The 16,767-nt window shown below is 56.7% G+C and carries 16 protein-coding genes; 6 read left to right on the plus strand and 10 right to left on the minus strand.

Features of this window, described 5'->3' with window-relative positions; genetic code table 11:
- Positions 1-57: 57 nt before the first annotated feature.
- The 6 genes from ACFFSY_RS23445 to ACFFSY_RS23470 all read right to left on the minus strand — a co-directional run bounded on the left by ACFFSY_RS23445 (position 58) and on the right by ACFFSY_RS23470 (position 5,181).
- Positions 58-807, minus strand: a complete 750-nt coding sequence (locus tag ACFFSY_RS23445; RefSeq protein ID WP_377498656.1) for an S-layer homology domain-containing protein — start codon at positions 805-807, stop codon at positions 58-60.
- Positions 804-1,598, minus strand: coding sequence for a hypothetical protein (locus tag ACFFSY_RS23450; RefSeq protein WP_377498658.1), 795 nt, complete (start codon positions 1,596-1,598; stop codon positions 804-806). The genes ACFFSY_RS23445 and ACFFSY_RS23450 overlap by 4 nt, the downstream gene beginning before the upstream one ends.
- A 142-nt stretch (positions 1,599-1,740) precedes the next feature.
- Entirely contained in the window at positions 1,741-2,730 is a 990-nt protein-coding gene (locus ACFFSY_RS23455) for a phosphotransferase enzyme family protein (protein ID WP_377498660.1), read from the minus strand.
- A 172-nt stretch (positions 2,731-2,902) separates the two neighbouring features.
- Positions 2,903-3,490: a CDP-diacylglycerol--glycerol-3-phosphate 3-phosphatidyltransferase gene (gene pgsA / locus ACFFSY_RS23460; protein ID WP_377498662.1), complete on the minus strand. Its 588-nt coding sequence runs from the start codon at positions 3,488-3,490 to the stop codon at positions 2,903-2,905.
- Positions 3,491-3,511: 21 nt separating this feature from the next.
- Positions 3,512-3,997: an NUDIX hydrolase gene (locus ACFFSY_RS23465; RefSeq protein ID WP_377498664.1), complete on the minus strand. Its 486-nt coding sequence runs from the start codon at positions 3,995-3,997 to the stop codon at positions 3,512-3,514.
- 224 nt (positions 3,998-4,221) lie between these two features.
- Positions 4,222-5,181 (minus strand): NAD(P)-dependent alcohol dehydrogenase, encoded by a 960-nt coding sequence (locus tag ACFFSY_RS23470; RefSeq protein WP_377498666.1) that lies wholly within the window; start codon positions 5,179-5,181, stop codon positions 4,222-4,224.
- A gap of 801 nt (positions 5,182-5,982) precedes the next feature.
- Here ACFFSY_RS23470 and ACFFSY_RS23475 point away from each other — a divergent pair.
- From ACFFSY_RS23475 to ACFFSY_RS23485, 3 genes are all read left to right on the plus strand, one after another.
- Positions 5,983-7,308, plus strand: a complete 1,326-nt coding sequence (locus ACFFSY_RS23475; RefSeq protein WP_377498668.1) for an ABC transporter substrate-binding protein — start codon at positions 5,983-5,985, stop codon at positions 7,306-7,308.
- Positions 7,309-7,429: 121 nt separating this feature from the next.
- Positions 7,430-8,326: a carbohydrate ABC transporter permease gene (locus ACFFSY_RS23480; RefSeq protein ID WP_377498670.1), complete on the plus strand. Its 897-nt coding sequence runs from the start codon at positions 7,430-7,432 to the stop codon at positions 8,324-8,326.
- 1 nt (position 8,327) lies between these two features.
- The gene (locus ACFFSY_RS23485; protein WP_377498672.1) at positions 8,328-9,164 is read left to right on the plus strand and encodes a carbohydrate ABC transporter permease; all 837 of its coding nucleotides are present in this window, start codon (positions 8,328-8,330) and stop codon (positions 9,162-9,164) included.
- An 89-nt stretch (positions 9,165-9,253) separates the two neighbouring features.
- Here the strand turns inward: ACFFSY_RS23485 and ACFFSY_RS23490 are convergent, their stop codons facing one another.
- Positions 9,254-11,722, minus strand: a complete 2,469-nt coding sequence (locus ACFFSY_RS23490) for a hypothetical protein (protein WP_377498674.1) — start codon at positions 11,720-11,722, stop codon at positions 9,254-9,256.
- A gap of 275 nt (positions 11,723-11,997) precedes the next feature.
- Between ACFFSY_RS23490 and ACFFSY_RS23495 the strand changes: the two genes are divergently transcribed.
- Entirely contained in the window at positions 11,998-13,032 is a 1,035-nt protein-coding gene (locus ACFFSY_RS23495; protein WP_377498676.1) for an NAD(P)-dependent alcohol dehydrogenase, read from the plus strand.
- A gap of 256 nt (positions 13,033-13,288) precedes the next feature.
- Here the strand turns inward: ACFFSY_RS23495 and ACFFSY_RS23500 are convergent, their stop codons facing one another.
- The gene (locus ACFFSY_RS23500; protein WP_377498678.1) at positions 13,289-13,759 is read right to left on the minus strand and encodes a CcdC family protein; all 471 of its coding nucleotides are present in this window, start codon (positions 13,757-13,759) and stop codon (positions 13,289-13,291) included.
- Positions 13,760-13,892: 133 nt separating this feature from the next.
- On the opposite strand from ACFFSY_RS23500, the gene ACFFSY_RS23505 reads away from it, so the two are divergent.
- The gene (locus ACFFSY_RS23505) at positions 13,893-14,732 is read left to right on the plus strand and encodes a hypothetical protein (RefSeq protein ID WP_377498680.1); all 840 of its coding nucleotides are present in this window, start codon (positions 13,893-13,895) and stop codon (positions 14,730-14,732) included.
- Positions 14,729-15,334: a hypothetical protein gene (locus tag ACFFSY_RS23510; protein ID WP_377498682.1), complete on the plus strand. Its 606-nt coding sequence runs from the start codon at positions 14,729-14,731 to the stop codon at positions 15,332-15,334. The genes ACFFSY_RS23505 and ACFFSY_RS23510 overlap by 4 nt, the downstream gene beginning before the upstream one ends.
- A gap of 145 nt (positions 15,335-15,479) precedes the next feature.
- Here the strand turns inward: ACFFSY_RS23510 and ACFFSY_RS23515 are convergent, their stop codons facing one another.
- Positions 15,480-16,172 carry a hypothetical protein gene (locus ACFFSY_RS23515; RefSeq protein WP_377498684.1) on the minus strand — a complete coding sequence of 231 codons (693 nt, stop codon included), beginning with the start codon at positions 16,170-16,172 and terminating at the stop codon, positions 15,480-15,482.
- Positions 16,162-16,716 (minus strand): sigma-70 family RNA polymerase sigma factor, encoded by a 555-nt coding sequence (locus ACFFSY_RS23520; RefSeq protein WP_377498686.1) that lies wholly within the window; start codon positions 16,714-16,716, stop codon positions 16,162-16,164. The genes ACFFSY_RS23515 and ACFFSY_RS23520 overlap by 11 nt, the downstream gene beginning before the upstream one ends.
- Between the last annotated feature and the right edge of the window lie 51 nt (positions 16,717-16,767).

Genomic DNA, 16,767 nt, shown 5'->3' on the forward strand with positions numbered 1-16,767 from the left:
GGTTATTCGCTATCATTCACTGGGCCGCGCGGCCTGAGAGCAGCCGCGCCTCCCTTATTACCCCAGCTTCTGCTTGATCGCTTCCTCGATCGCGTCCATCGGGTCGGTACCGGGCGCTGGCACGTAGGGCCCCTCCGAACCCTTCGAAGTCGAAGGAGCCGACGACTTGACGTACAAGCCGCTTGCAGCCGCCGTTCCGGCATCAATCGCGCCTTCTTGCTCGACTAGGGTTTGGAGCAGCGTCAGACTGCTGCCGGACGGCTTGGCAAGCAAAGCGGCGTGCGCGATTTCGACCATATGGCCGCGCAGGAACGGACTTGCCGCGCTTAGCCTTGCGGCCGCATCCGCCTGCAGGAGACCGCTTGTCTGCGCGAGCTCAGTCGTCACCTGCGGCGCGGCGTCCGGATAACCGAGCAGCCGAAGCATTAGCGTCAGGAACTCCTTTCCGGTCATCAGGCGCTCTGGCGCGAAGCTTTGGTCGTTCACCCCGCGTACGTACCCCTGCTTGTAAGCATAGGCAATCGAAGCGGCGGCCCAATGCGTGCTCTTCACATCGGCGAAGACTGGCTTCAGGTTTGCCTTCTTCGCATCGTCCTCTTCACCGGCGAGACGAAGCAGCATCGCCGTCCCTTGCGCGCGCGTGAAGACCTTATCCAGCTCGTAGCCTTGCGCCGTGCCGGTGAACAAGCCGAGTGCCTTCAGCGTATCGGCTTGCTTCTGCTGGCTGGCCGAATCCCCGAATGCAGAAGTGGCGAGCAAAAGCAGCAGGGCGACAATCACGGAGAGCGTTGTTGCTTGCTTTTTCATGCCGACGCCCCTCCCTTCATCTGTTCAGGCTCCGCCGCTTCATTGCCTGTACCTTCTGAGGTCCCGGTCGACGGCGCTTCCGTTTTGGGTGCCTCGATTGCTTGAGACGGCTGCTCGCCGGCTTTCGGTTCTTCCTTCTTCGGCTCCTCGGTCGACGGTTGGGCAGGCTCGGATTCGACTTGCTTGCCGTTGATCGTGCCTGCCTGATTAACGCTGTTCGGGTCGGAGGAGTAGGTGCTGACGTAGTTCGAGAACGGGTCCCAGTCCGTGCCCTTCTGAACGAGCGGCTGCGCGTTGAGCTGGAAGCCCGTCACGTTGCCTTGCGGATCGAACGACTGGATGAGCGTGACCGACTTGAGCGGTTCGCCGAAGTCCTTCACGACATCCTTGCCTTCCAGCTTTTTGCCCGACCAGAATTGCACGGAGGTCTGACGTTTGACCGTGTAGGCGGAATCGTAGAAATCGTTGCGCATCGAGTTGCTCAAGAAACGCTCGGAGCCGCCTTCACCGGACATTTTGATAAACTGCTCTTCGATGAAACGCTCTCCGTTATACAGATGCACCATGCCATACATAACCTCGATCGGCTTGTCCGTCCCGCCCGCCAGCTGCGTGAGCCAATGGTCCTGCGCAGCCGCTGTCGGGTACATCTTGAATTCCGCGGCGTACACGACTTCGATCTTGTCGAAGTTATACGTATACATCTCGGCCGCGGCAGCCTGCGACCATGGGACGAGCATGAACATGGCAAGCAGAACAACCGCTAATTTGTTGCTCCTCTTTAACTTCACCTAAGACACCCTCTCTAGCATATTTCCTTCACTTCTTTATGGTACAAAGGTCATGTCCTTTTGTCACGATGTAGTTACACTCCGCACCGGATGTTAATTGTTCTCGACGTTCTTCACACATTTTTCGTAAACAATGAAACGATCAGCAATCGTCAATCAACGAAAGGCCCGCCGTGATTCGCATTCGGCTGTCCCGCAGAAAATCGCGCGTCCAATCGTCAGGCTGCCTTAAATCCCAGCTGCGGTGCATGCCGACGAATACGATAATTTCGCGCAGCCTGAGGAATAGCCCGAGCTGCTCTCTCCAGCCTTCGGGCAGTTGACGGCCCTCTTCCGTGTACCCATGCTCGAAATGCTTCATGAAAAGCTCATACTGCGCCTTCCGCTCGGATTTCGAATCTTCGCCAAACACGTACAGCAAATAGTAGAGCTGGATGGCAATGTCCTCGGCGTACCAGCTGTACTGACATTCATCGAAGTCGAACAGCGTAATCCCGCCCAATTCATCGACCATGAAATTCCCCACATTGATGTCGCCATGGATCAGACCGTAAGTATCAGCCGTAACCGGTAGACGACCCAAGACACCTCGTAGTTCGTCCAGGGCATCGAGAACGGGACGATGCTCCTCCGGGATATACTTTCCCGCCTTCAGGATATATTCATTGTGCTCCCACGTATGCCGCTTCGCCGTAGGCTCGTATCGCTTGGCCAGTGCATGGAGGCGGCCGGTCATACGACCGCATTGTTCATATAGCATGCCATTGTCCAAACATTCCGGATATCCGATACGACGCCCGGGCGCATAGGTAAAGGCGGTTGCGTAGAAATCCACCGTGATGCCCTGAATTCGTTCAACCGATTGTCCGTGGACCGAGAGGATAGGAACTGAAAGCGCCATGCCATGGCGGGAAAGGAAACGAATCCATTCCAGTTCGGCCGCAAGCCCTTCCGGCGTGCGCAAGGTGCTCGGGGTGAAGCGCAAAATATACTTCATTTCATCACGAACGTAAGAATAAATAAAGTTTTGAAAGCCGCCAACGAAAGTCAATTCCTCGGGACGAACACCGTATCGCGCGGCGCCTGCCGCGGCATGCTCGTCCATGAACAATGATCTGGTTTGAGGGTCCATGCGCGTTCTCCTTAAACTTCTAGTAAAGAATCCATTCCTTGTCATCTTACTGATCCATTATTTTACAGTCCATTCAAAACCGCAGCATGCAAAAACAGCCGATCGACGCGATTGGCTGCCTCTATCTTATCTTCAACTAACCCGTTAGCCCGGAGAGTCGGTCGACTTTCACCTATATCTCCAATTGCAGCTTGCGATAATTGTTGATCATGTACTTGTAACCGGAATATGCGGTCAACACGACGGCCGCCATCATGATCGTGCGGTCAACGGGGAAGCTTGTGAGATACGAGAACGGGAAATTTCCTAATAACACGGCCGTGATCGCGACGACCTGGAGCACCATCTTCACTTTCCCATGGTTGTCCGCCGCAAGCGCGGTTCCCTTAGCCGCAGCCAGAATGCGAATGCCCGATACCATCGCTTCGCGGCCAATGATGACGACGGCGATCCAAGAAGGAATCATATCGTGCTGAACCATCATGATCAAAGCCGCCGAGACCAGAAGCTTGTCCGCGAGCGGGTCTAGAAGCTTACCCAGATTGGTGATCTGATTGTACTTGCGCGCGACATATCCATCTACCTTATCTGTAGCGGAGGCCAGTACGAAAATGGCAATCGCCGCATACAACCCGTACTGATTGACGACATGCAGCAATTCAATCCGCTCGGCCATCCACGACGGATACGGTTGAAGCGCCAAGATAAAGAGCGGAATCAACCCGATTCTTGCGATTGTGATTTTGTTCGCGAGGTTCATCTCATCACCGCCTAGTTCGATTCACGGTTCTAAATCGTTCAAGTAAAACAACATTCCCGCCCGGTCCACGTTCGAAAATTGCAGCGGATCTTCCCCCATCATCCGTCTTAATTCCTCTACGGCAACCCAGCGAGGGTTCTTCGTATCATCGCCCGAAGCGAGCATCTCGCCCGATGCTTTGCAGCGGAAGTAGGCGCCGATGGAGTCGAAAGGGCCGTTCAGCGTTTGGTAGACGCCGTAAGGCCGGAGGCATTCCACCTCGAAGCCGGGGTCGATACCGGTCGTCGTCACCCGCATCTCCTCGCCTTCGATCTCAACCACGTCCAGTCCCGTCTCTTCTTTCACTTCCCGGATCAACGCCGCCACGAAAGATTCATAGGGCTCGATTCTGCCGCCGGGCAGTTCGATAGCGGCTGCTTCCCCCGGTTTATTACGCGTCTGTACGACAATCTCCCTCGATCCGTTCATCGTTCTCTCGATAATGGCACGCGAATTGACGAAAAACATGCGATCAGCTCCCATTGGCGCGTTTGTCGATATTCGATTTCATGTTCGTCTGTCTTCCATGATGCCCCATTCTATTCATTGCCATCATACTAACCCATCATTTGACAGTCAATTCGAAGTGATAGGATGTACACGCCCGGCGCAAAAGCAGCCGATCGATCCGATCGGCTGCCCCCGAGCTGGTCACGCGACGCATGGCCGCCATCCCCCAAGCCCTTCCCACGCTAAACATGAATGACAACATTGCCCTTCTTATGTCCGCCATCCACGTAACGATGAGCTTCCACGATCTGCTCGAGCGCGTAGCGGCGATCGATGACCGGGCGCAACTCTCCCGACTCCAGGAGCGTCTTGAGCAAGCGCAGATCCTCCGCCTTCTCTCCCCCGGCCGACGCCCGGAATTTCTTCCCTTCGGACATACGCAGCCGCACACGGCTCCTCATCGCGGACAGCCCCAGGCTGAACGCGCTAAGATAGCTCCCTCCGGGCTTCAGCGACCGGATGCAGCTGTCGAGCTGGCTTTTGCCCACCGTATCGAAGATCAGGTCGTAACGCTCGCCGAGTGCGGCAAAGTCGGATGTCGTGTAATCGACGACGGCGCTCGCTCCTAGCGACTTCACCAGCTCAAGGTTGCCCGTGCTGCATACCGCGGTGACTTCCGCGCCGAATACTCGGGCCAGCTGAACCGCATAGGTGCCAACGCTGCCGGACGCGCCGTAGATCAGAACGCGCTGACCAGCCTGAACGTTGCCGGCGCGTAGGAATCGCAAGGCCGTTCCCCCGCCGATCGGCACGGCTGCCGCTTCGCCGTAGTCCAAGTTGGAGGGCTTCATCGCGATGACGCCGTCCTCCGGCAGACAGCGGTACTCCGCATAAGCCCCGAATCGGATTCCGCAAGAAGCGAAAATTTGATCGCCCGCCTTGAAACGGGTAACCTTGCTCCCGATCGATTCGACCTCGCCCGCCAGTTCGAAAACCAACGTCCGGATGCGGACCGGCTTCGTCAGACCATTGAACAGACGCGCCGCGAAAGGATCGGCCCTGCGCATTCGGCAATCTCCCGCCGATACGGTCGTAGCATGGATTTTGATCAAAATCTCGTTGTCTTTGGGCACAGGCTTTGCCACCTCGCGCATCGTCAGCACGTCCGGTGATCCGTATCTTTCATAGACGACGGCCTTCATCCGAGCCCTCCCCCTTCTATCGCTTCACCCAATTTTCTATCCTATCACTTACTTGTTCGTACTATGCGAGCAAGCACGAGAGTATGCGGACTTTCATGGAATCTCAACGTCCTTACTCGACCGTAATCGTCGTATAGACGCTCTCGTTGTAATGACTGTCGACAACCGATTCGTCCAACGAGAATAAACATGGTCTCGTTCTTCAGCAGTCTCGTTCCCATCAGCTCCGCCGTGCTTGCGCCCTCCATATCGAAATCCAAACCGTCCCTAATCCGGAAACCTACAATCGTACGGCTGCCCCAAACGGTGAATGCATCCCCGTCTCCGATGTACGTCAAGCTCGCGGAATACGGGATCGGTTCGCCTTTCGAGAACGTCACCCTCATCCCCCTATCGCGGTGTTGTACCAAGATAGACGCAAGGAGGAGCGGAGAAAGTTACACCGCCCGCGCAAGAATATACGACCGAACATCCGCTAGTTCCTCTCTCCTACTCGCCCCCTCGATTTTTGAAGATTTCTGACAGAAAGCATGTCTAACCACCTGCCTCATCGACCTATAGATTAATATTTATACGAATTAAACCCGTTAATATTCAATACCATTAACATATTATACCAAAATTAGCTCTTTACAACCTTTTTGAAAGCGCTTATATTATTGCATGAAGGCAAACGCTAATGGATTAATGAAATACTAAATAACATTGTTGTTAAACTGATGGTTGTTTGCTCCCCCGTGTTACATCTTTGTAATCCGGGCAAGAACGCAAGCAGGTTGGACCAAAATGGGAGGTTCGCGCATGAAGAAATGGTTGATGGGTTTGACAATGTTGAGTATGGCGGCCGGCTTGATCGGCTGCGGCGACAATTCTTCCACGGGCGCGACCACGTCCGTCATGAACGACGGAGCCGGGGAAAAGGCCACGACGCTGAAGTATTGGACGTTCGTCGAGCTGCACGGTCAGCACTTTCAATCGATGCTGAAGAAATGGAACGAGACCAATCCCGACCGGCAAATCAAGCTGGAAGTCTCGGTCATGCCTTACGACGATATGCACAATAAGCTGTCCATTGCCTTGCAGACCGGCCAAGGAGCACCGGATATTTCAGACATCGAGGTCGGCAAGTTCCCTAACTTCCTGAACGGCACGCCGCAGCTCGAGCCGCTGAACGATGTCGTGGAGCCGTACAAAGATAAGATCGTCAAGTCGAGGCTGGATCTCTACACGAAGGATGGCACGGTGTACGGGCTGCCGACGCACGTCGGAGCCGCCGTCGCCTTCTATAACACGGAAATTCTGGAGTCTGCCGGCGTCGACTACAAGTCGATCGTCACGTGGGACGATTACAAGAAGGCCGGCATTCAAGTGTACGAGAAGACTGGCAACTACATGGGAACGGCGGATACGAGCGCGGGCTGGCAGGCGTCCATGATGCTCGCGCAGCAGGGCACCGACTTCACGGACGATTCCGGCAAGCCGATCGTCAATTCCCCGGAGATGATCAAAGGCCTCTCCATTCTGAAAGACCTTCAGAAGAGCAACGTTCTCGCCACGGTAGCGGGCGGCCAGCCGGATACCGAGGAAGCTTACGGCGAATTCAACACAGGCAAGTACGCGAGCGCCATGATGCCGTTCTGGTTCATGTCCCGCTTCGTCAACTACATGCCGGATCTGAGCGGCAAGATCGCGATCGCGCCGATTCCGGTCATCGAGAAAGGCATGCCGACCTCCTACGGCGGCGGCGGCACCGGCACGGTCGTCACGAAGCAGGCCAAGGACGTGCAGTTGGCCAAAGACTTCCTCGCCTTCGCGAAGCTGACGCTCGACGCGAACATCAACATTTGGAATACGCTCGGCTTCGACCCGGTCAACATGGACGTGTGGGCGATGGAAGACGTGACGCATAACAAGGACAACAAGTTCGTGCAGTACTTCCAGAACAACCCGTTCGAGGTCTTGAACGAAATTAAGGACGGCATCAATCTCATCAAGTCGACGCCGGCTTCCCCGACGATCAACAACGTCATCAACACGACGACGTTCAACGAAATTTTCGAGAACGACAAGGACGTGACCGAAGCGCTGAACGAAGCGCAGAGCGAGATCGAGCAGCAGCTGAAGTAAGGCATGCTGGTTACGCAGCCGCGCTCGCGAAGCGTCGCTTCCGCAGCTTCCCGGCATCATCCCCGGCTACCCTGGCACTTCAGGGTAGCTTTATTTTCAAATTCGCAAGGAGGGCAGCGTCGTGCTGAAGAACTTTCTCTATTCGCAAAAGGTGGCGCCCTACGTGTTCGTCCTGCCGTTCGTGCTCATCTTCCTGGTCTTCTGGTTCTATCCGCTCGCAAGCTCCGTCGAAATGAGCTTCCAGAAGGTCATGCTCGGGCAGTCCGCGCAATGGGTCGGCTTCGATAATTACGCCAAGCTGATCGACGATTCGATGTTCCTCAAGGCCGTCATGAACAGTGTCACGTATACGGCGTTAACCTTGGTTATCCTCATCCCGTTCCCGATGCTGTTCGCCGTCCTCATCAACGCCAAATTCATGTGGGGCCGCGAGCTGTTCAAATCGGTGTTCTTCTTCCCGGCGCTGACCTCCGTCGTCGTGGCCGGCACGATCTTCCGGCTCATGTTCGGGGAGATGGAAGGCTCGCTGATCAACAGTCTGCTCGGCCTGTTCGGCCTCGAGCCGATCAAGTTCCTGAAGGGGCATACGACCGGCTTCGTCGCCCTGCTGTCGCTGGCGACCTGGCGCTGGATGGGCGTGAACATCCTGTATTTCCTGGCCGGATTGAAGAACATCCCGGAGGATTACTATGAAGCAGCTTCGATCGACGGGGCGTCCACATTCCAGAAATTCCGTTTTATTACGATTCCCCTGCTCAAGCCGACGACGGTCTATGTCCTGACGATCAGCATCTATGCAGGCATGGCGATGTTCGTCGAGAGCCTCATGCTATGGAATGGCAATAACTCGCCGCAGAACATTGGCCTGACGATCATCGGCTATCTGTACCGGCAAGGGATCGAGAAGAATAACCTCGGCTACGCGGCGACGGTCGGCCTCGTGCTGCTGCTGGTGACGATGGTCATCAACCTGACGCAGCTGGCGCTGTCCGGGCTGTTCAAGAAGGAGGAATCGTAACATGGAACGAAGCGCGCGCCTTAACAAAATCCTCCTGCTCGTCTTGTTCGTCCCGCTCAGCCTGTTGGTGCTGCTGCCGTTCTATGCCATCGCGCTCGCGTCGTTCAAGCCGGGCAAGGAGCTCATCCGCTACGGCCTGAATCTCAAGCTGGATTTCTCCGTTATGAGTCTCGACAACTATACCTTCTTGTTCTCGGGAAACAACGATTATTTCACGTGGTTCTTCAATTCCATGCTGCTGACGATCGTGCAGGTCGCGCTCACGCTGTTCATTAGCGCCACCGTCGCGTACGGCTTCTCGGCCTACGAATTCAAAGGGAAGACGTTCTTGTTCATCTGCGTGCTCATGATCATGATGGTGCCGTTCGAAATCCTGCTGCTTCCGCTGTATCGGCTTATTTTCAACCTCGGCCTCATGAACACGTACTCGGCGATCATCCTGCCGGGCCTGGCGAACGCGTCGACGATCTTCTTCTTCCGACAGTACTTGCTCGGGGTGCCAAGGGAGATGATCGCCGCCGGACGGGTCGACGGCGCCAGCGAATACGGCATCTACCTCCGTCTCATCCTGCCCGTCATGAAGCCGGCTTTCGCGGCGATGGGCATTCTGAATGCGATGGGCAGCTGGAATAACCTGCTATGGCCGTTCATGGTGCTGAGCAATCCGGCCAAGTTCACCCTGCCGATCGGGCTGAAGACGCTGCTGACGCCGTACGGCAACAACTACGATCTGCTCGTCGTCGGCTCGTTCTTCTCCATTATCCCGATCTTCATCCTATTCGTCATGTTCCAGAAGTACTTCATCGACGGCATGACCGCAGGCGCGGTGAAGGGGTAATCACTACAATGCGCGACAAAAAGCAGCACGTTCCCACTGATGGGACGTGCTGCTTTTGTGATTTCGGCGGCGGTTAACGCCGCTGCCGATTAATTATGTTTGATGTCGAGCGCATCCGCGAACCGCCTCATATTCGCGCCCGTGAAGTTCTTCACGTTGGCGCCGCCGTCCGGATAGTAGCGCCCGATCACATAGTTGCTGCCCTTCGCCGGACCGATCGTAGCCGTCAAACCGCTGCCCGCAGCCTGTCCCGTCCGATCCCCGGCGAATGGAGCTTTGAAATGCAGGTCCTTCAGTCTTCCGAGCGTATGACGCAGATGCCCCAGCACGTCGTCCGGCGATTTGGCACTCGGCCAGATCGAGTTGTACGCCTTGATATCCATGAAGTCGAATGTCTGATACCGGTGACGGTACATGAAATGCCGCATGCGCTCGTCAGAGATTTCTTCGAACCCAAGCGGACTCGTCCATCCTTTCCCGATAGCCTGGACCGCCCCAACGCCGCTTCGGTCCGCGAACGCGAGCAGCGCATTCGTCTCCGTCGCCAGGATATTCTGCGCTTTCATCCGGCTGGCAACCCCGCCATCCTGCTTGTGGGTCGTCATGAGCGTCTGGATCGCGGCTCTCAGCGGATTGGCGTACGTCATCAGATTCGCCGTCTCGACCGGCGTCAGCCCTTGGCACATGGAGGCGAGCTGCGCCGGCTTCCACCCTGCGTTCAAGTACCCTTGCACGGCGGCCGAAGGCACGCCGCCATCCAGCATCGGCTGGACGTGCAGCGACGGGTCGAGCTTCGACAGGTCAGCTACCATCGCCGGATCGGTGATCGGCGCCTTCTGGTAGAGCGTCAGCAGCTTGCTCCCTTTCGCGCCTTGCAGCGGAAGCAGATCGTCCCGCAACCGGTCGCGGTCCGGCTGGAGCTGAAGCAGCTGTTCCAGAATATCCAGCTCCTTGACCGTCCCCATCAGTCCCATAATAGCCGCCGCATCCGTCAAATCGCCCGGCTTCATCTGCTGCAACGCCCACAGCGTGTCGGTGTTGACTTTGCCTCGGGCAAAGTCAATCACGTCCTCCAGCTTGAGCGAAGGAAGCCGCAGCAGCGATTCCCCGGCAGCCGCTTGTTGTCCTTTCTGACTTAAAATGTCGACCATCCCGGCGACATGCGCTTCGCCGAGCTGTGCGGTCTGCGCGATCGCCCATACCTTCACGCTGTCCGCCAGCTTGGAAGCGATGAACGCCCCCATTATCTGCAGGACAACGGGATCGGCCGACGTATTCTTCACAACCTCTGCCAGATGGGTCAGCTCATCGGGCGCGGTCCGATAGAGGTCCAGAACCGCTTCCAGTTTCGGACCGTCATACGCCGACGCTTGTCCCGCGACGGCTTGAACGAACGGCCCCGGTACGGCGGGAAGAGAACGCAAGTAGCCGTACAGGCGAATCGTTTTCTCCAGCGTTAGTACGTTCCCTGCCGTCATGTCCGTCAGCCAGTCAATATGCTTGGCCGCGACTGCGTGATCTCCCGCATGCTGGAGCACGAGCTGGGTGAGCGCCGCCGCATCGCCGTGGGTCGGCTTGTGCTTGTACAGCCGGATAAGCTGACGGGCCATGTCCGGATTGCCGCCGGCCGTTTGCAGCGCCTCGTGCGCTTCCTTGCTTTGCTGCTCGTCCTGCAGGAACCGCTTCGCCGCCTCGATTTCCTTTTGTTTATCGGTTTCGGCTTCGGACTGTGCCTTTTCTTTATCCGTTGCGACACTCTCGCGGACGGTCTTAATCTCGCCATCCAACTTCTTCTTGGCGGTCTGATCCGTTTTAGAGGCTTTGGCAACAAGACTAACTTTATCGCCCGAGATGCTGGAGATTTTCTTCTCCCGCCCCTCTTTGAACTTCGCGATCTTCGCCGCCACGTCCTGATCGGCCTTCACGTCGATTCCTTGCTCCCTGGTGACCAACGCGTCGTTCTTCCGCTTCTCGGCCCCTTCCTCGACCTGCTGCTTCGTATCCTCCCGGAATCCATACAGCGCTAGCTCGTTCAAGACTTCGCTCGCCCTGGCTAGATCCCGGCCCTGCTGCATGTAGATGTCGCGCGCCTTCTCTAGCAGATCCGGATCGGCGCAATCGTAATTCGGACGCTCCTTCACCAAGTAAGCGCACAGCTTGAATAACCCTTCCGCATCCAGATCGTCCTGGGAAGCAGCCCACCAGGCGATCTCGTAGTTGAAGCCGGTCGCTTGCAGAAAGTGGCCAAGATGTCCCGCCTTCTCGACATCCCCGCCCGCCAAATCGAGCGCCACCCCTCCAAGGCTCTGCAGCTCGCGATGCCGTTGGATGACCGGAAGCGCGAGAGCCGCCGCTTGCCGCGGCTCGTCTGCCCGGCGCTGAAGCGCAAGCATCTGACGTACCGCGCTGTTGCCCGCCATGCGCTGCATCGTTAAGATTGACGCCGCCCCGCCTTGCGCCGTCTGTCCGGCGTTAGGCCGATTGGCCCGCGCCGTCTCGCCGTCATGGCGCCCGACCTCCCGCTTCGCGGGGACGAGCCCGCCGCTTTTATCGCTCATCGTCATTGCTTCTCCTTCAAGCCCGGAATGATCCTCTTGATTCCGACGGCTTAGCGCCTTTTTTAACCTCTATTATACGGTACAATCATGGGGGCGTGGAGCGAATTTCCATTCTCTTGCACCTCGTGTGCCGCAAAATGAATGCTAGCCTGGTTGCCTGCCGTATAGAATGGAGTCATACCTGTTTGAGAAGCTGCTGCATATCCGTAGGATAAGGCGACCGATTGCAATAAGCTGCAGCGATGAACCAATCCAAAAAAGAAAAGAGGCTGTTCATGAAGATCGAGCTGACGACGAATGGACATCAAGCGACACCGGCGGCAGGCACCATGAGAGCGCTAGTATACGAGCGCTACGGAACTCCCGACGTCCTCCGCTTGGAGGAGGTGGACATCCCGAAACCGCGGGACCATGAAGCGCTGATCGCGGTCCGCGCCGCATCGGTCAATTCCTGGGATTGGGATCTGCTGCGCGGCAAACCTTTTATTACCCGGCTCGGCGGTTGGCGTAGTCCCCGTTACCGTACGTTGGGCGCGGACATTGCCGGGCGCGTCGTGGCCGTCGGCACGGCCGTGACGAGATTTCGCCCGGGCGACGAGGTGTTCGGCGACCTGTCCGGCTGTGGGTGGGGCGGATTCGCCGAGTATGTATGCGCCAACGAGGAAGCGCTGACCTTGAAGCCGGCAGGAATCAGCTTCGAACAGGCTGCGGCCATTCCGCAAGCGGCCGTCCTCGCCTTGCAAGGATTGCGCGATCTAGGGAAACTGCGCGAAGGTCATCGCGTGCTGATCAACGGTGCCGGCGGCGGCGTGGGCACGTTCGGCATCCAATATGCCAAGCTGCACGGGGCGGAAGTGACGGGCGTGGACAAATCCGAGAAATTGGAGACGCTGCGCGCCGTCGGGGCAGATCATGCGCTCGATTATACGAAAGCGGATTTCACCGCCAGCGGCCGGCAATACGATCTCATCCTCGACGTGGTCGGCAACCGTTCGATCCGGGCGATCAAACGCGCGCTCGCCACGGATGGTACGTACGTCATGGTCGGCGGCCCAATGCCGCGCATCCTTCAGGCCGCATTGGCAGGTCCGGTGTCGGAACGGCTGGAGCGGAAGAACGTCAAAGTACTCGTACATAAACCCAATCATCACGATCAGTCGATTTGGAGGGACTTGGTCGCGACGGGCCAAGTCAGACCGGTCATCGATCGGCTGTTCTCATTGCAAGAAGCCGCCCAAGCCCTTAGGTATTTCGGAGAAGGCGGCGCGATCGGCAAAGTAATCGTCAGTATGGAGGAGCAGACGAAATAAAGAAAGGATTACGAAAAATCGGCTGCTCGACGGCGAGGTGCCTATCGATGATACAAGTAGCGGATCGATCATGCTAATACGAAGCTGCTCGGCGTGCCGCTCTATAGCGGGTGTAGCTCAATTGAAGCATGTGCAGGCGGGGCGGACGACGTGAGATACCTCGTCTGCCGCTTTATGGATGCACGCCAACAGACAGCCGATCAACTGATCGGCTGTCTGTTGGCACGCTAATAGAGACTGCTGTGATGGCGAGGTATTAGTAGGATTGCTGTCTCGCCAGGCGGCGGAATTTGATGAACGATACGATCCGCCACGGGAGCACATAGCCGAATACGACCGTTATGAAGAGCGCCATCAAGCTCTGAGGATCCATGCCGGATAATTCCTGACGAAGCACGAAGCGAACAATGAGCACCCCCAGGAAGGCCGCGATAAATCCCCAGTTCTTCTGGGTATAAATCTGGTTGTCCTCTCTCACCTCGTAATTCGTTGTCCAAATCAGCGGGATCGAGAATAGAATGCCGAGTCCGAAGGCGGCCCCGAATTCCCAGCCGGGTACGTCGACGTTCTGGTTCGCGATCAGCGACAAGCCGGGAAGCATGAATAAGATCGGGATCAACAGACGAAGGCCTTTGCCTCTTATCGGGCGATACATGCTTCGCGTCCTTCTCCACAATACCAAGGCTGCTATTACGGCGATAATTACGTATAAATTGTATCCAGTCATTCCAGTTCACCTCATATATTGGATAAGTTGTATGTTACGATTTAAGGCGGCACATGGGTAGTGACAAATATCATAACTTTCACCTCCCACCCCAAAAAAGTGATAAACTGGTTGAATGAGGAAGGGTGGTGCTATGCAACAGAACCTTATACCGAGACTCGATCGAAGCGTCCTATGGGGAGTCACGGCGATCCTCATCGCGGCAAGCTGGATCGGCAATCTGTGGTATTACGAGACCATGCAGCTGGAGAAGCCGGTCTTTCTGAAGCATTATATGGTCGTCTATCCCAATGCGAATGATTGGATCGAGCTGACCTATGCGGAGAACAAATCAACGGGCAAGAAGGTGACCGCGGTCCAGATCGAGGAACTGCCTTCGCTCCTGTTCCGAATCGATCCGCACCCGAATACCTACACGCATCAAGTGCTCGGGAAAGCCTATGGCGAATGGAGAACCGGGGACGAAGAGCAGGCGGAGAAGGCATCGATCACGGTCAAGGAAGCCACCGTGTTCTATAGCGAGGGTCCGCCCGAGAAGGTGCCAATTGGGGAAATCCAGATCGTATGGGATCGTCGGCAAGGCGTATTGGAAACATCATCGACCTCGGGTTCCACGGATGGCAGCGGCCATTATAGCGTGAACGTCACGCAGCCGATCACATTGGAGCATGTCGATTACAGCTTCAGCGACAGAACGAGCGCGACGTTCGAGTTGACCATGCAAGGCCGGGGAGAACCCGAACCGCAACTCCCTTTGCATCTGTCCACCGGGGATCTCCTGACATTCAACTATCGGTGGAACATACCGGATAATTCCGCTGCCGCCTACGAGGTTTATAAAACATACATTATGCTGACGTACAAGACAGAGGATGGCCGCACGATACAGGATCGCCTCCCCGTCAATTTCAACAAGAACCTGAGCGAGAAGCAGATGAAGCGGCTGGCGCGCGCGGGAGGTGAGCTTTCTTGAACTATTCCATGCGAACCACGCTCAGGCGGCTCGGCTGGGGACTTGTATTTCCGCTCGTCGATATCCATGTTGGTCCTATCGATGTCCTCCCTGATCTGATCGGATATTTGCTTATCGTAAGCGCCTTAAGGCAGTTGGGAGCCGGATACGGGGTGGATAAGACGGCAATCTGGCTGGCAGCCATCCTGGCTCTCTTGGCTGTGCCGCGGCTCTTAGTGAATACGAGCATGAACATCGACCAATACACGACCAGCCCGTTTGCCCTGCATATTTATGGGCAAGGGGTTGTCATCCTGCACAGTCTGTTGGCGTATCGGGTATTTCAAGGACTGTATGCAAACGCCATAACGGTCGCACCGCCGAAGCTCAAGGATGCCATCGTGAACCGACGCAAATTCTACATGACCGTGTTTGCCGCGCAGCTATTCTTTTATCCTTTCCTGTTGAATCTCGAGTCAGGTTGGGTCATGCTGCTCATGGGTCTGCAGCTGTGCTTTATTCTCGCGGAACTTCTGCTTATCCGGCTGCCTTTTCGGTTGTCGCGCATCCGTATCGCGCCGCCTATAGGCGACCGCGATAATGCGGCAGCCGAACTGTTATAGCGAGCGTACATTAACGCGAATGTCCGTAAAATCCCTCCTCTTTAGCCATCGTTCGTTTTTTGATTGCCGCTATTCACGCAATGAAGCAGCTGCCGGTGTCATCGGCAGCTGCTTTTTCATACGGCTGGCGCTATTCTCTTCTTGCTTACAATCCTGCCGACTGCGCCACTTTCATCGATTCCTCGCCCGTGATCGGACCGGTCACGCCATAGTGAACGCCGTCTACCGACCAGAACAGCTCGGTCATGCCCGGCTGCTCGAAGATCGCCCCGTCTGCGTCGCCGACCTTCGTCTTCGTGAACAGCTCCGCCGGATAGGCGGGAGCCATGCGGCTGGCGGAGAACGTCACCGTCTGCTCGCCGGACGTATACGTCAAGAGAATATCCCGGACCGGCTGGCCAGGCATCCCTACGGCAACCATCTCCGTTAAGGCATATCCTTGCGGCACATCGGCCGGCAGCCGCAAGCCTTCGCCGAAAGCGGCCTTCGCTTCTTCGATCGAACCAAGCGTCGTCGTTGTCAACCGGGACAGATCCGAGCCCGCGACGCCTCCGTTCGTCTGCCCCGGCGGAACGTTCTCCGCCGTGTTGTCCGCAGGCGCCGGCACCCTTGGCTGCCCGACCAGCGGGACGGCGATGACGATCATGACTGCGGCTGCCAGCGCCGCAGCTCCCGCTTTCCATGACTTCGCCAGCGATCGCGGACGCTCTATTTTCTCTCCGGCCGCTTCTTGACGTATTCTCCGCTTCAACTGCTGGCTCATCTCCATGCCCGAAAATAACATCTCGTCCGACTCCTCTCGAAATTGTCGACGCAGCTTCTGATCCCTATCCATCATGCAAAGTTCCCTCCTTACCCATATCGCGGGCAAGCATTTCGCGTGCCCGGTGCAGTCTGTTGCGCACAGTGCCCTCCGGCGTGTTCGTCGCCTCCGCAATCTCGCGCGTGCTAAGGTCCGCGTAATAATACAAGTACAGCGCTTCCTGATACGGTAACGGCAGGCGAAGCACATGCTGCAGCACTTCGCTCTTCTTCAATCGTTCGAGCGCCTCTTCTTCGACGCTAATCGTTCGTCCCAGCTCTAACTTACCGGGCTCGGTGGGCTGCTCCGTAAACATGCGTACGCCCATTTTGTCGTGGCAGACGTTAACCGTGATCGTCGTCAGCCACGTCTTGACGGCGCTGTCGCCGCGGAACGCGGACCAGCTGCGGTATGCGCGGAGGAAGACCTCTTGACTGATATCCTCGGCGAGGTAGGCATCGCCTGTATAGAAGAACGCGGTCCGCAGGACGTTCGCGCCGAACGCATCCATCAGCTGTTCCAGCGCTTGCGCGGGTTCTTTGGCGAAATCTTGCTTGTGTCGTTGGCCGGCCGGCTTCACTTGATCACCACCTCCACCCTATTAGACGGCCCGCGTGCGCAATCCGCTGCA

This window comes from Paenibacillus aurantiacus, from assembly GCF_042431225.1.
In the GTDB taxonomy this organism is placed as follows: domain Bacteria; phylum Bacillota; class Bacilli; order Paenibacillales; family Paenibacillaceae; genus Paenibacillus_Z; species Paenibacillus_Z aurantiacus.